The organism is Planococcus sp. TJ-302 (assembly GCF_058268455.1).
The window spans coordinates 1,548,413-1,562,024 of record NZ_JBZDOI010000001.1 but is presented as its reverse complement, the minus strand read 5'-3'; the positions used below and the strand labels follow the sequence as shown (position 1 = coordinate 1,562,024).

The window sequence follows — 13,612 nt, the reverse complement described above, 5'->3', positions numbered from 1 at the left end:
GGTGTCCAGCTTCAGCGCCTAGTCCCTCGGGGTCTTAAGTCGCCTCGCTTATGCGGCAAAAAACGCCGCTTCGGCGATTCGCCTTAAAACAATATGCTCCTGCAGCACTTCGTGCTTCGTCGCAAAGTTATAGCCCAAATTTCATTTGGCCATAACTTGCCCAACAGGACTGGACAGGCGCATCAACTTTTCGAATTAGAAACGGAGGATTTCACAGATGAAGAAGATTTGGCAATTTGGATTAAGTACAGGGTTGGCGGCATTATTATTAGCAGGCTGCGGCGAAGAAGCAGCACCGGCACAGGAAGAGACTGCGCCGGCAGAAACACCGGCAGCGGGAGAAGCTGAATTCCCGGTGACATTGACGGACGCAGTTGGCGAAGAAGTGGTAATTGAAGAAGAGCCGAAGGCGATCATCTCGATGATTCCTTCAAATACTGAAATTGCATATGAACTTGGGCTTGGCGACAAAATGGTCGGCGTGTCTGATTTTGATAATTATCCGGAAGAAGCTGCAAAAGTTGAGAAAATCGGCGGGCAGGAATTCAATGTCGAAAAAATCATCAGCTTGAATCCGGACGTGGTATTGGCGCATGAGTCAGGAGTCGCGGTAGGCGAAGCGGGGCTTCAACAAGTCCGCGACGCAGGTATTCCAGTTTATGTGGTGCAAGAAGCGGCCAGTTTTGATGAAGTATATGAAACGATTTTGATAATTGGCCAGGCGACAGGCACAACGGAAGAAGCAAAAACACTGGTGTCAGACATGGAAGCACAAGTAGCGGAAGTAAAAGAACAGGCAAGCGCGGTCGAAGAACCGAAATCCGTATTTGTCGAAGTCGGAAGCACACCGGATATCTACACAACGGGCAGCGGTACGTTCATCGACGAAATGCTGACGATCATCAATGCTGAAAACATCGCTGCCGATCAGGAAGGGTGGGTCAGCATGGATCCTGAAGCGATTGTGGATGCGAATCCCGAAGTGATCATCTCAACAGAAGGTGCTTATGTGCCTGATGCTGTAGAAAAAATCAAAGCACGCAGCGGCTTTGCCGAAGTGGCCGCAGTGAAAGAAGATGAAGTGTATAACGTGGATTCAGACCAAGTAACCCGTTCAGGCCCGCGATTGACGGCAGGTTTGATGGAATTGGCAAAAACGGTTTATCCAGAGGTTTTCAGTGAGTAAAAAAATTATTGCCTATTACGTCTCTCTTTTTCTTTTGGGAGGCGCCGTGGTGTTGGGTGTAACGGTCGGGACGGTTTCCATCTCGCCGGTTGTCATTTGGAATCCGGCATCGGATGAAGCAGCAGCCAATATATTATGGAATATTCGCATGCCCCGTGTGGTGCTGGCAGGTCTTGTGGGCGCTGCGTTAGCAATTGCAGGCGCAGCATTCCAAGGGCTTCTCAAAAACCCATTGGCTGATCCTTACACGTTAGGAGTGTCTTCCGGTGCCTCAGTCGGCGCCGTGATGACGCTCTTTTTCGGCATTTCCATCCCTTTTCTCGGTATTTACACATTGCCTGTCATGAGCATGTTAGGAGCGCTAGTGACGATGCTCGCCGTGATGGCGTTTGCGAAGCTGGTGGACAAGGCAATGAAAATGGAAACTGTTATTTTGACCGGCATCATCTTCAGTTCTTTTCTCGGTTCGATCATCTCGCTGATGATCGCCTTGACCGGTGAAGAGCTGCGCCAGATTATCGGCTGGCTCCTTGGCAGTGTTTCGATGCGCGGCTGGCCTTTTGTCCAGATGGCTTTGCCTTTCATCTTAATCGGTTCTTTTATCCTGTGGCTCAACCGCCGGGAGTTAAATGCCATGCTGTTCGGCGAAGAAAGGGCGCAGCATCTAGGAGTAGACGTGAAAAAACGCAAGATGATGATTTTGATCAGCGGTTCGGTGCTGACTGGGGCAGCTGTCGCTGTATCCGGCACCATCGGTTTTGTCGGCCTCGTCGTACCGCATATGGTGCGTCTCGTCTGGGGCTCGGACCATCGCCATGTGCTGCCGCTGTCTTTTATCAATGGAGCAGCGTTGCTCATCGTCTGTGACCTTGTATCGCGGACGATCATTTCCCCTACAGAACTGCCAATTGGCGTAATTACTGCATTTATTGGCGCGCCGGTCTTTGCCTTCATCTTTTTCCGGCAGCGCAAAGGAGGGGCTTAACATGCTGAAAATAACGGAACTTACCGGCGGCTATGGAGATAAGACCATTGTTAAAGGAGTTTCTTTTGAAGTGCCGAAAGGAAAGATGCTGGGTATTTTGGGTCCGAACGGAAGCGGAAAATCCACCATGATGAAATTGATCAGCGGCGTTCTGCCGGCCAAAAGTGGAGCGGTTGAAATTGAAGGGCGTGCTATCAGCGAATTCGGGGCGAAAGAATTGGCGAAGAAAATGGCCGTTCTGCCGCAGCTGCATGCCCACGCATTTGCCCATACTGTCCGGGAAACCGTGTCGCTCGGCAGGTATCCGCATCAAAGCGGCTGGTTTGCATCCTGGTCTCATGAAGACGAAGCGGCGGTTGCGGAGGCGCTGCGATTGATGGATATCCAACATTATGAAAATACACCGATTGACCAGTTGTCCGGCGGAGAACAGCAGCGGGTGTTCGTCGCCCAAGCGCTTGCACAGAATGCCAAAATCCTATTATTGGATGAACCGACCAATCATCTGGATATTAATCATCAGCGGGAATTGCTGGATACGATCAAACGGCAAGCAATTGAAAAAGACTTAACAATAATCTCCATTTTTCACGATATCAACCTCGCTTCCATGTATTGCGATCAATTATTGCTTCTCGACAAGGGGCATGTAATGCGCATCGGTGAGCCCCATGAAGTGGTGCGGGAACAAGACATCGAGAGGGTTTATCAAGCTAGGGTCAGTAACCATCCCCACCCGGAATTGCCAAAACCCCAGATTACACTGCTTCCGGGAGTGGAACGGCCGCGAGCGGCATCGGTTATCCGGGTGAAGGACTTTTCAGTTTCAGCGGACATGGTGCTATACGAAAGCGATGTGCCATTGAAAACCGTATCTTCCGCAGTCATCAACGCAGGAGCAGGCTGGTACCGAACCTTTATTAACCGCCATGTGGACATGGATTACAACATCGATGACAGCTTAAGCGAGATGACCCGCTTTATCGAAGAGCGGGGCTTTAAACCGACCGATACTGTCGGCATGATGACCGCTATAAAGACGGAGCATGTCATCATCAAAGAATTTCCCTCTTCGTTCGGTTCTGTCGTCATTGCGGTGACAGCTGGCGTCGGCAATGCAGTGGATGTATCAAAAGCGATCGAGCGGCCATTGGGAGTCGGAACGATCAACACCTGGATTTTGGTCAATGGTGCTTTGTCGGATGAAGCCTTCATCCAAGCTATGATTACGGCTACTGAAGCAAAAACAAAAGCGCTGCACCAAGAAGGCGTCAAAGATCCGCTGACAGGAACGATTGCGACTGGAACCTCGACAGACAGCTGTCTGGTGGCAGCGACTCAGCAAGGAGCGATCCTTCCTTACGCCGGCCCGATTACAGAGCTTGGCGGGTTGATTGGATCGGGTGTATACCAATGCACGATTGAAGCGATCGCGTTATACAGAAAGGCGAAAATGCAATGATCGGCCATCTTTCCGCGATTGCGCTTGGGATGATGATTGATCGGCTTGTGGGTGATCCTCCAAAGTGGCCGCATCCGGTGCGCTGGATCGGCAAAGGGATAACCCAGTTAGCAAAACGCTGGAACCAGGAGCCTCATGCGTTTCGCAACGGCTTCCTGATGACAGCGGCTGTTGTATCAATCACATTCGGCACCGTCTTTCTGCTTGTGAAAAGCGCTTATGCCTTTCATTGGGCGCTGGGATTTTTAGTAGAAGCCGCTTTGATCGCTTCAGGATTGGCGCAAAAAAGTTTAATGGACGCTGCAGAAGAAGTCTATAAGCCGTTGGTTGAAGAAGATTTGAACCTGGCTAGAGAAAAGCTGTCTTGGATTGTCGGTCGGGATACAGACAAATTGGACGAAAGTGAAATTACGCGGGCAGTGGTCGAAACCGTTTCGGAAAATACAAGCGATGGCGTGACGGCCCCGTTGTTTTGGGCGTTCCTTCTTGGAGCTCCCGGGTTGTGGCTTTACAAAGCGGCCAATACATGTGATTCGATGGTGGGCTATAAAAACCAAGAGTTTGAAAAATTCGGTTTTGCTTCAGCGCGTCTGGACGACCTTTTAAACTTCATCCCGAGCCGGATTACCGGTGGGTTAATCCTGATTTTGACGGAGAATAAAAGAAACCTGTCGCTTCGCCAGCGTTTTGTCGAATGGTGCAGAGACGCCAAAAAGCATCCCAGCCCGAATAGCGGCTGGCTGGAAGCGGCAACAGCGATTCAATTGGGTATTGAGCTGGGCGGCCTCAATACATATAAAGGCATCGTTTCGGAACGGGCTCGCATGGGTGTTCCGTCTTACAGGCTGGAAGCTGCCCATATCCGTGATGCCGTCAGCCATATGCAAACAGCGGCCATTTGGTTTTTTATTCTTTTTGCAATAGGAGGGATCCTCATTGAAATTGCCTGACCATGGAGCAAATCCACACAAGTTATTTGAACAAGCAGGCGTGGAGCAGCCGCATTCGATTTTGGATTTCAGTGAAAATGTCCATCCTTTTGGGCCGCCGGCTTTTGTGGAACAAGCCTGGCCGGGCTTGTTGGAACAGATCCGCCGATACCCGGATCCGGAGGGGGAACCGTTTCGCAGCGCTGCAGCAGCTTACCACGAAATTGAAGCTCACAGCGTGGCAGCAGGAAACGGCGCTGCAGAGATTTTCACCTGGCTTTCGCGTCGCTATCGCGGCAAGCGGGTAATATTGATTGAACCGGCTTTTTCCGAATACCGGAAAACCTTGGAGGCAGAAGGCGCTGAAATAATCACGGTGCAATTAACCGCAGACAATGGCTGGCGCTTGGAGTTGGAAAGAGTGGCGACAGAGCTCGCAGGCAGCGCAGCGCTTTATATATGCAACCCGCATAATCCAACCGGCAGGATGCTTAAGAGTCCAGAACTGGTCTTTCTGGCAGAAGCTTGCAAGGCAGCAAACTGTGAACTGGTATTGGATGAAGCATTTATTGACTTTGCAGGGGAGCAACATTCGTTTATCGGTCGGCAAAAAGAGTTTTCGAATCTGATCATTGTCCGGTCGATGACTAAGATGTATGCGATTCCCGGCCTGCGCCTCGGTTATGCCGTAGCAGATCCAGCCATAATAGCTGAACTCAAGCAAGGTGCTGCCCACTGGAACGTCAATGCGATTTCAGCAAATCTTGGATCAAACTGCTTTAAAGAGGCGGAATACCGTCAGCGGGTGGTGGAAGCGGCGGACCAGGAACGGCAGCAAATGGAACGATTTTTAATGGGGCATAGCTGCGAGGTCACTGATTCAGCCGTGAACTTCTTGTCGTTCCGGCTGCCGCAAGGAAAAAATCCTGAACAGTTTTTCATGGATATGCTGACAAAGGGACTGGTATTAAGACATACGAAATCGTTCCGCGGGATGAACGGCGAGTGGTTTCGCATTGGCATGAAAGCGCCAAAACAGATGATTCAGCTGCGGGAGGCGATTAGCGCATGGCTGGAAACAAAATGATTTTTATCAGCGGCGGCGTCCGCAGCGGCAAAAGCGCATGGGCGGAAAAAAAGGTTCTCCAAGCCAAAGGAAGAAGAAATATTTACCTTGCTAGTGGAAGAGCTTACGACAAAGAAATGGAAGAGCGGATTGAACGGCATCGCCAAGACCGCGTCCATGATGGCTGGATGACCATCGAACAGCCGCTGCATCTTGAAGATGCCTTGCCCCAATTGAATGCTGGAGACGCGGTCCTGTGGGATTGCGTGACGACTTGGCTGGCCAATGAATTATACGCGGGCTGGGAAACCGGCACGCCTTGTGCGGCAGAGCCCGGCTGCATGGAGAAAAAATGGGCAGCGCTGCAAGAGACGCTGCAAGAGATCCAGGCAGCTTCTGAAGTGCTGGTTGTGGTATCGAACGAAGTCATGGACGATTTTATTTGCGATGAAACGTATCAGCGTTGGCTCGGCCGAATTCACCTTTGGCTCGTTGCTGAGTCAGAAGAAGCTTTTGAAATGGAAAATGGATTTGCTTATAAAAGGAAGTGACTGCATGAAGGGCATAATGATCCAAGGAACTTCATCAGATGTCGGGAAAAGCATGATTTGCACCGCCTTCTGCCGTATTCTTGCTGATGAAGGCAAGAAAGTAGCACCTTTCAAGTCGCAGAACATGTCCAATAACTCTTACGTTACTGTGTTAGGCGAAGAAATTGGGCGCGCTCAAGGTGTTCAAGCTGAAGCGGCGGGGATAATTGCGACGGTGGACATGAATCCGATTTTGCTGAAGCCGGAAAGCAGCATGAAGTCGCAAGTAGTTTTGTTCGGCAAAAAAACGATGGTTATGGATGGGATGGATTACCGGCTGCGGTTTTATGGACAAGGACAAGCGGCGATTGCACAGGCACTTGCCAATTTGGAAAAAACGTTCACCCATCTTGTCATTGAAGGCGCAGGGAGCCCGGCGGAAGTCAATCTGAATGACCGTGACCTGGTGAATATGGCTGTAGCTGAATATGCAGATGTGCCGGTGATCCTTGTTGCGGATATCGAACGAGGCGGCGTCTTTGCCTCCATCATCGGCACGCTGGCACTTGTTCCGAATCCAGAGCGAGTGAAAGGCCTGCTGATCAATAAATTCCGGGGCGATATTCGGTTATTTGAAGATGGCATCCAATTTTTAGAAGATTATACCGGTTTGCCGGTGCTCGGAGTCATTCCCTACTTACCGGATCACCAAATCGAACAGGAAGATTCGCTTGGAGTTCGTGAACTAGTGAGGCAAACCCGTGAAAATGCAGTGGATATTGCGGTGTTGAAGCATCCATACTTGTCGAATTTCACTGACCTCGAGCCGTTGTTCATGGAACAGGACACTGCTTTGCGGTGGATTGAAAAGGTGGAGGAAATCGGCCAACCCGATATTTTGGTCATTCCAGGCACAAAAAGCACAATTGCCGATTTGCACCATTGGAAGCAGCAGGGACTTGCAGAAAAGCTGCAATCGCTGCAGCACGAATGCTGGATTGTCGGCTTATGCGGAGGTTATCAAATGATGGGGGAATTTTTGCGCGATCCAACTGGCTTTGATGGAACGGCTGTAGAAGTAGAAGATGGATTGGGCTTGATAGCTGGAATGGAGACTGTCTTCAAAGAAGAGAAGATTGTCGCTAGGCGCAGCGGGAAAGTGCGATTTTCTGGTCAAGAAGCAGCCGTGGAGGGCTTTGAAATCCATGTCGGCAGAACGACAGAAGCGTCATCGCCGCTAATTCATTTTGCAGACGGTACAGAAGGATATTTTTCGGGCAAGATTCTCGGAACGCATCTCCATGGATTTTTTGCGAATGTGGAATGCCGGAATGCATTTTTGGCGCCGATCCGAAAGAGGAGAAATTTGCCGACACCGGAAGCTGCAGTGGAAGTCGATCGCTATGGACAGTGGGCTGAGCATGTAAAAGCCCATATTGACTGGCCAGCGGTAAGGCAAATGATTGAGGTGTTTAAATGAGGGGCCATATCGCTTCAGGAATTGCGCTCGCCTTTCAATTTTTTTCGGTGGTTCCGATGAAAAAAGCATTGCCCATGGAAAAGCGGGATATTACGGTCATGTACATGGCGTTGCCGCTTCTAGGGGCGGTGATGGGTGCAGCTGCAATGGGCCTTGCGTTTTTGTTTCAGGAATACACTGATGCTAGCCCATTACTAGGTGCATTTTTGCTCGTATTCTTTTTCTTTGCGGCAACGGGCGGCCTCCATTTGGACGGGGTGGCCGATACCGCAGATGCCTACTTTTCGTATCAGAACCGGGAAAAACGCCTGGAAATTATGGGAGATCCGAGAATCGGGGCGTTTGGAACGATGGCGCTTCTATTCGCAGTCGCAGGAAAGATTATTGTGCTTTCAGAAGTGTTTTCGGATCTTCCGCTGTTATGGCTGCTGATTGTTCCATTGCTTTCCCGTACCGGCTTGCTGATTTTATTCAATTGGACGAAAAGCGCAAAAAAAGATGGGCTGGCTGCTTTCTTCCAACAAGGAGCAGATAAACGGTGGATTGCAGGATCTTCTGCCATTTATCTGCTCCTTGTGGGCACATTGCTTTTGTATGTGGGCGGCTGGTCAATGGCATTTGCAGTTCTTGTAGCTTTTCTGCTTTTCCTATTTTTATATCGCCGATGGTGCTTACGGAACTTCGGTGGCATTACGGGAGATCTCTTCGGAGCTTATGTGGAAGGAGCCGAAATCTTATTATGGATGATGTGTTTATTCTTCATCTGATTCGCCACGCACCAACAGCTGGCAACAAAGAAAAGCGTTACATCGGCTGGACTGATGAACCGGTGCTTCCATTTCAAGGCGCAAACAATCCTTTTGTTCGGAAAGTATGGGGCAGCGACTTGATGCGCTGTCGGCAGACCGCAGAAATTTTATTTCCAAATGCGGTTTACCATGCTGATCCGGACTGGCGAGAATGCCATTTCGGCAAATGGGAGCGGAAAACCTATGAGCAATTGAAGAACTGCCGAGCCTACCGGGAATGGATTGATGACCCGGAAGAAACTGCACCGCCGGATGGCGAGAGCCTGAAGCAACTTGCCATGCGCATTGACAGAGCGGTCCGTTCGCTTCCGCAAGGAAATGAATTCACGGTCGTGACGCACGGGGGACCGGTTCGCTGTTTGGCAGCAAAAGCAACCGGCCTTGCTTTTAAACAGCAGACTGCGCTTCATGGCCATCGCTATAGCATAACTTGGCAAAGCAGGAAAGCTTATGAGGAGGGGCAGCAATGCATATCGTATTCGGCGGCGCCTTTAACGGCAAACGCCAATTTGTAAGAGGGCTTCCGGGATGCAATGAAGCAGCTTGGTTCGAAGGAGAATTGCCTCACAATTCTGTTCCAGGGGCCGTCGTAGCCGGATTGGAACTTTGGGTGAAAGGGCAATTGGAAAAAGATATGGACGAAAAAGCCATTAATCGAATGGTCCAGGATGCCATAGCGCATCAGGTACCCCGACAAATCTGGATTTTAACGGACATCAACCGAGGCATCGTGCCGGCTGATCCGCTTGAACGTGAATTGCGTGATGTGGTTGGCCGTTTGTACCAGCAATTGTTTTCGCAAGCGGCGTCGGTTACCCGGATTTGGTACGGCATACCAGAAACTTTAAAAGGAGCGGATTTGCATGAGAATTTACACAAGAACGGGCGATAAAGGACAAACAGGTTTGATTGGTGCGCGTGCGGATAAAGACGATGCACGCGTCGAAGCATACGGGACGATCGATGAAGCCAATTCGTTCATCGGTAAAGCTATGACTGAATTGGATCCAGAAATTTATGCAGATCTGCTTGCAGACCTCGAAGCGATTCAAAATGAATTATTTGATTGCGGGGGAGATTTGGCGGATGTACGAAAAGAACCGCAATATAAAATGACTGAACAGCCAGTAGCTATTCTTGAATCGCGAATTGATGACTTAATGGATGAGCCTCCGTTGCTAGAACGCTTTATCTTGCCAGGCGGTTCGCCTGCAGCGGCCACCTTGCATATTGCGCGGACCATCACACGCCGGGCGGAACGCCAGACCGTTACACTGATGAAAAAAGGCGAAGATTTCCCGCCGGTCGTCCAACGGTATTTAAACCGTTTATCGGATTATTTATTTGCGGCTGCACGTGTAGCCAACTCACGGGCCGGGGTGCCTGACAATGAATACGTCCGAAGCGCAAAAGTGTTTAAGAACGGCGGACGCGGAAAGAAAAGTGAGTAACATGCCAGCAAAAAAAATCGCGCTGTTCGCATTTTTTATCAGTTTGTCGGCAGTCGGCGGCATGATTAAAATTCCGTTGGGCATTGCTTCCATTGCTATGGACTCGATGCCGGCGCTTGCTGCCGTGCTATTTTTCTCTGCACGAGGCGCAGGCTTAATTGCGGCGGTTGGCCATTTGATATCAGCGATGTTGGGCGGCTTTCCTTTGGGGCCATTCCACAGCCTGATTGCGCTGGAAATGTTTGCAGCTGTTTGGCTGTTCGCAAAGCTGCATAATGCGGGTTGGCGAAAAAGTAAATGGTTTGCATTCATTGCCGTTAATGGGGTAGCAGCAGCCATACCATTCTATTTTTTGCTGTCGCCGGCGTTTTTCTATGCGACGGTTCCAGGCTTGTTAATCGCGTCTTCGCTGAATGCCGCAGCAGCGAGCGTTGTCATGCCAGTCCTTGCGGGCATTAAAAAGAAGGTGCTCTTATGAGACATGAATTGGAGCTGGGCGACTGGATTGTAACTTCAGACAATAGTGCCGCCATCGGCGAAAAGCCCGCCGATATTGTATTTGCCTCTGATACTGTTACGGCGAAATTTGCTGCACGCGTAGCCTTGCTTGAACAATGGGCTGCCGGCAGTGAGCCGGCAGCACTTCTCATCCACAATTTCAGTGGGGAAGCCCAGTGGGAGCGTTATATGCAAGGGATCGAGGAATTATTTGCAGAACTTGGCCGGCCGATGCCGCAATGTGCTGGGAGTTCTGAAAGCAATATGGCTACGTTGCAATCCGGTATTGCAGTGACCATGCTTGGAAAGCGAACGGAAAAAATCGTTCAGCCAAGCGGGCTCTCCTGGTATATTTATGGCCACCCGCTAGTCGGCAAGGATGTTCTTGAGCAAAGTGAACGTGTAGCAGATTTGAAAAAGATAGCTGATGCTTTAACGAATGGGCTGATCCGGCGTGTTTGGCCTGTCGGCTCTAAAGGAATCGCACAGGAAGCAGAATTGCTTTTCGGGCAGAAAGTGGATGTCTCGGAAATCGTGGACACCGCTGCTTCTGCAGGACCAGCCAGCTGCGTGTTAATCGGTGTTTTTTCTAAAGAAAAAAAGCCGTTGGAAACACATTTCGGCAGCTGCCTGTACCCTTTGATACGGAAAAACTGAACGCATCGCCTTGCCGCGATGCTTTTTTTGTGTCTAGAAAGCCCATGTCAATATAAGGGCTATATTTAATAGATACAATGTGTATAATAATAAATGAAAACCCTTTCAAGTTTCGGGTTGACTGAATGCTCATTCATATTCTAATATAGAAATAACAATCGACATTGTAGCAAGGGTCACGTAGTATTTATTTAAGGAATATTTGGAATTTGTACACAAAAGGGGGATTTCACAATGGAACCATTGCTTATTGCTAACTGGATTCTGTTTTTGGCCATCACGGGTTACGCAGTTTACTTATTCATCTATTTGCTGAAAACGCGCTATGACTTCATCAAGCTTGGCAAGAAAGTGGAGTTCGAAGACAACTTCAAAGAACGTCTTCGCAAAGTCATGGTCAATGTCTTTGGCCAGAAGAAATTGATGAAAGACAAAAAAAGCGGAACGATCCACGTCATGTTCTTCTACGGTTTCCTGCTTGTACAGGCAAGCGCCATTGATTTTATCATCAAAGGGCTTGTGCCTGGAGCGCATTTGCCGCTTGGGCCGCTTTACCCGGCCTTCACATTTTTCCAGGAAATTGTGACACTGACGATTCTCGTCGCTGTTGTCTGGGCATTCTATAGAAGATACATCGAAAAACTGGTCCGGCTGAAACGCGGTTGGAAATCAGGATTGGTGCTGATTTTCATCGGCGGTTTGATGGTTTCGGTTTTAGTCGGAAACGGAGCATCAATGATCTGGCAAGGCCACGAAACGGCTTGGACTGAACCTGTCGCTTCGGTATTCGCAATGTTATTTGCAGGTCTTCCTGAAACAGCAGCGGCCGCCATTTTCTACGTTATGTGGTGGGCTCATCTATTGTTCCTTCTGACATTCCTGGTTTACGTACCGCAATCAAAACACGCCCACTTGATTTTTGGGCCGGTCAACACTTGGTTCCACCGAGTAGACCACGTCGGACGTTTGAAACCGATTAATTTTGAAGAAATGGAAGACGAAGAAGACGAGGACGCCATGCCGTCATTCGGCGTCGGCAAAATCACTGATTTCACACAATCCCAAATGATCGACTTCTACGCTTGCGTGGAATGTGGACGCTGCACGAATATGTGTCCGGCAACAGGCACAGGGAAAATGCTGTCGCCGATGGACTTGATTACGAAACTGCGCGATAACTTGACGAACACTGGTGCAGTCGTAACGCGCCAAAAACCTTGGGTGCCGGCAATGGCATTTAATAATTCGCAAGGAAACCAGCTTGCTATGGCTGCTGGAGCTGAGGGCATTTCGATCGATGAGCTTTACAGCCCAAGCTTGATCGGCGACGTTATCACAGAAGAAGAAATCTGGGCATGTACGACTTGCCGCAACTGTGAAGACCAATGTCCGGTAATGAATGAGCATGTTGACAAAATCATTGATCTTCGCCGTTACCTTGTTATGACGGAAGGGAAAATGGACAAAGATGCACAACGCGCGATGACAAACATCGAAAAGCAAGGCAATCCATGGGGCCTTAACCGCAAAGAAAAAGAAAACTGGAGAGATGCACGTGAAGACGTCCACATCCCGACAGTGAAAGAAATGAACAAAGCCGGCGAAGAGTTCGAATTCCTATTCTGGGTAGGTTCAATGGGATCATTCGACAGCCGCTCGCAAAAAATTGCGTTGTCGTTTGCCCGCCTGATGAACGAAGCAGGAGTGAAATTCGCGATTCTCGGCAATAAGGAAAAGAACTCTGGCGATACACCGCGCCGCTTAGGCAACGAATTCCTGTTCCAGGAACTGGCGACAGCGAATATTCAGGAATTCGAAAAAGCGGAAATCAAGAAAATCGTCACGATTGATCCGCATGCTTATAACATCTTCAAAAACGAATATCCGGATTTCGGCTTTAAAGCGGAAGTCTACCACCATACCGAAATGCTGTTCGAACTGGTGCAAGAGGGCCGTTTGAAACCGCAGTTCCCGGTCAATGAAAAAATTACTTTCCATGATTCATGCTACCTCGGCCGCTATAATGATGTTTATGACGCGCCGCGTGAGATCCTGAAAGCGATCGAAGGCGTCGAGCTTGTCGAAATGGTCCGCAACCGCCAAGATGGCATGTGCTGTGGAGCAGGCGGCGGCTTAATGTGGATGGAAGAAGATGCAGGGCATCGCGTCAACGTGGCTCGTACAGAACAAGCACTTGAAGTCAGCCCGACAATCATTTCTTCTGGCTGCCCGTACTGTTTGACAATGCTGTCCGATGGCACGAAAGCAAAAGAAGTCGAAGAAACAGTCGGTACCTACGACGTCGCAGAACTGCTTGAAATGGCAGTTATCGGTAAACAGGCACCAGTAGTTGAAGAAACAATCGCCCAATAAAAATTGCAAAAAGCGTGAAAATTGTTTAAGATAATATTATAAGCAAGAAAAATGAAAGGGAGTCTAACAGCTCCCTTTTTGTTCGGCAACAAACCGAGCGAGCGTTCAGTCAACCACAATGCGCCACATCATGGCGCATTATGGTTTGCCTCGAAGCTAGCGAAGCGATGCAGAGGCAATGTTTTG

At 49.4% G+C, this 13,612-nt stretch carries 14 protein-coding genes; all 14 read left to right on the top strand.

Features of this window, described 5'->3' with window-relative positions; genetic code table 11:
- Positions 1-217: 217 nt before the first annotated feature.
- A complete protein-coding gene (locus tag AC4EHB_RS07630) occupies positions 218-1,186 on the top strand; it encodes an ABC transporter substrate-binding protein (RefSeq protein WP_490981124.1) in 969 nt (322 codons plus the stop codon).
- On the top strand, positions 1,179-2,171 hold the full coding sequence (locus AC4EHB_RS07625; protein WP_490981123.1) for a FecCD family ABC transporter permease: 993 nt from the start codon (positions 1,179-1,181) through the stop codon (positions 2,169-2,171). Before AC4EHB_RS07630 ends, AC4EHB_RS07625 begins: the two co-directional genes overlap by 8 nt.
- 1 nt (position 2,172) lies before the next feature.
- Complete coding sequence (locus tag AC4EHB_RS07620; RefSeq protein ID WP_490981122.1) at positions 2,173-3,633, top strand: adenosylcobinamide amidohydrolase; 1,461 nt, start codon at positions 2,173-2,175, stop codon at positions 3,631-3,633.
- The gene (gene cbiB / locus AC4EHB_RS07615; RefSeq protein ID WP_490981121.1) at positions 3,630-4,583 is read left to right on the top strand and encodes an adenosylcobinamide-phosphate synthase CbiB; all 954 of its coding nucleotides are present in this window, start codon (positions 3,630-3,632) and stop codon (positions 4,581-4,583) included. The genes AC4EHB_RS07620 and cbiB overlap by 4 nt, the downstream gene beginning before the upstream one ends.
- Positions 4,570-5,649, top strand: a complete 1,080-nt coding sequence (gene cobD / locus AC4EHB_RS07610) for a threonine-phosphate decarboxylase CobD (RefSeq protein WP_490981120.1) — start codon at positions 4,570-4,572, stop codon at positions 5,647-5,649. Before cbiB ends, cobD begins: the two co-directional genes overlap by 14 nt.
- Complete coding sequence (locus AC4EHB_RS07605; protein WP_490981119.1) at positions 5,631-6,179, top strand: bifunctional adenosylcobinamide kinase/adenosylcobinamide-phosphate guanylyltransferase; 549 nt, start codon at positions 5,631-5,633, stop codon at positions 6,177-6,179. Before cobD ends, AC4EHB_RS07605 begins: the two co-directional genes overlap by 19 nt.
- A gap of 4 nt (positions 6,180-6,183) precedes the next feature.
- On the top strand, positions 6,184-7,638 hold the full coding sequence (locus tag AC4EHB_RS07600; RefSeq protein ID WP_490981118.1) for a cobyric acid synthase: 1,455 nt from the start codon (positions 6,184-6,186) through the stop codon (positions 7,636-7,638).
- On the top strand, positions 7,635-8,405 hold the full coding sequence (gene cobS, locus AC4EHB_RS07595) for an adenosylcobinamide-GDP ribazoletransferase (RefSeq protein ID WP_490981117.1): 771 nt from the start codon (positions 7,635-7,637) through the stop codon (positions 8,403-8,405). Before AC4EHB_RS07600 ends, cobS begins: the two co-directional genes overlap by 4 nt.
- Positions 8,378-8,962: a histidine phosphatase family protein gene (locus AC4EHB_RS07590; protein ID WP_490981116.1), complete on the top strand. Its 585-nt coding sequence runs from the start codon at positions 8,378-8,380 to the stop codon at positions 8,960-8,962. Before cobS ends, AC4EHB_RS07590 begins: the two co-directional genes overlap by 28 nt.
- Positions 8,914-9,339 carry a bifunctional adenosylcobinamide kinase/adenosylcobinamide-phosphate guanylyltransferase gene (locus AC4EHB_RS07585; protein WP_490981115.1) on the top strand — a complete coding sequence of 142 codons (426 nt, stop codon included), beginning with the start codon at positions 8,914-8,916 and terminating at the stop codon, positions 9,337-9,339. The genes AC4EHB_RS07590 and AC4EHB_RS07585 overlap by 49 nt, the downstream gene beginning before the upstream one ends.
- On the top strand, positions 9,311-9,898 hold the full coding sequence (locus AC4EHB_RS07580) for a cob(I)yrinic acid a,c-diamide adenosyltransferase (RefSeq protein WP_490981114.1): 588 nt from the start codon (positions 9,311-9,313) through the stop codon (positions 9,896-9,898). The genes AC4EHB_RS07585 and AC4EHB_RS07580 overlap by 29 nt, the downstream gene beginning before the upstream one ends.
- A 1-nt stretch (position 9,899) precedes the next feature.
- The gene (locus AC4EHB_RS07575; RefSeq protein ID WP_490974958.1) at positions 9,900-10,376 is read left to right on the top strand and encodes an ECF transporter S component; all 477 of its coding nucleotides are present in this window, start codon (positions 9,900-9,902) and stop codon (positions 10,374-10,376) included.
- Positions 10,373-11,053, top strand: a complete 681-nt coding sequence (locus tag AC4EHB_RS07570) for an alpha-ribazole-5-phosphate synthase (protein ID WP_490981113.1) — start codon at positions 10,373-10,375, stop codon at positions 11,051-11,053. The genes AC4EHB_RS07575 and AC4EHB_RS07570 overlap by 4 nt, the downstream gene beginning before the upstream one ends.
- 234 nt (positions 11,054-11,287) lie before the next feature.
- The gene (locus AC4EHB_RS07565; RefSeq protein WP_490974956.1) at positions 11,288-13,426 is read left to right on the top strand and encodes a (Fe-S)-binding protein; all 2,139 of its coding nucleotides are present in this window, start codon (positions 11,288-11,290) and stop codon (positions 13,424-13,426) included.
- The last annotated feature ends 186 nt before the right edge of the window (positions 13,427-13,612 follow it).

What these genes read in the sequence shown, in the direction of transcription:
- AC4EHB_RS07580 (WP_490981114.1), top strand. Translation starts at nt 9,311, where the DNA reads ATGAGAATTTACACAAGAACGGGCGATAAAGGACAAACAGGTTTGATT.
- AC4EHB_RS07585 (WP_490981115.1), top strand. Translation starts at nt 8,914, where the DNA reads ATGCATATCGTATTCGGCGGCGCCTTTAACGGCAAACGCCAATTTGTA.
- AC4EHB_RS07575 (WP_490974958.1), top strand. Translation starts at nt 9,900, where the DNA reads ATGCCAGCAAAAAAAATCGCGCTGTTCGCATTTTTTATCAGTTTGTCG.
- AC4EHB_RS07600 (WP_490981118.1), top strand. Translation starts at nt 6,184, where the DNA reads ATGAAGGGCATAATGATCCAAGGAACTTCATCAGATGTCGGGAAAAGC.
- AC4EHB_RS07565 (WP_490974956.1), top strand. Translation starts at nt 11,288, where the DNA reads ATGGAACCATTGCTTATTGCTAACTGGATTCTGTTTTTGGCCATCACG.
- AC4EHB_RS07620 (WP_490981122.1), top strand. Translation starts at nt 2,173, where the DNA reads ATGCTGAAAATAACGGAACTTACCGGCGGCTATGGAGATAAGACCATT.
- AC4EHB_RS07570 (WP_490981113.1), top strand. Translation starts at nt 10,373, where the DNA reads ATGAGACATGAATTGGAGCTGGGCGACTGGATTGTAACTTCAGACAAT.
- AC4EHB_RS07605 (WP_490981119.1), top strand. Translation starts at nt 5,631, where the DNA reads ATGGCTGGAAACAAAATGATTTTTATCAGCGGCGGCGTCCGCAGCGGC.
- AC4EHB_RS07630 (WP_490981124.1), top strand. Translation starts at nt 218, where the DNA reads ATGAAGAAGATTTGGCAATTTGGATTAAGTACAGGGTTGGCGGCATTA.
- AC4EHB_RS07590 (WP_490981116.1), top strand. Translation starts at nt 8,378, where the DNA reads ATGGATGATGTGTTTATTCTTCATCTGATTCGCCACGCACCAACAGCT.
- cobS (WP_490981117.1), top strand. Translation starts at nt 7,635, where the DNA reads ATGAGGGGCCATATCGCTTCAGGAATTGCGCTCGCCTTTCAATTTTTT.
- cbiB (WP_490981121.1), top strand. Translation starts at nt 3,630, where the DNA reads ATGATCGGCCATCTTTCCGCGATTGCGCTTGGGATGATGATTGATCGG.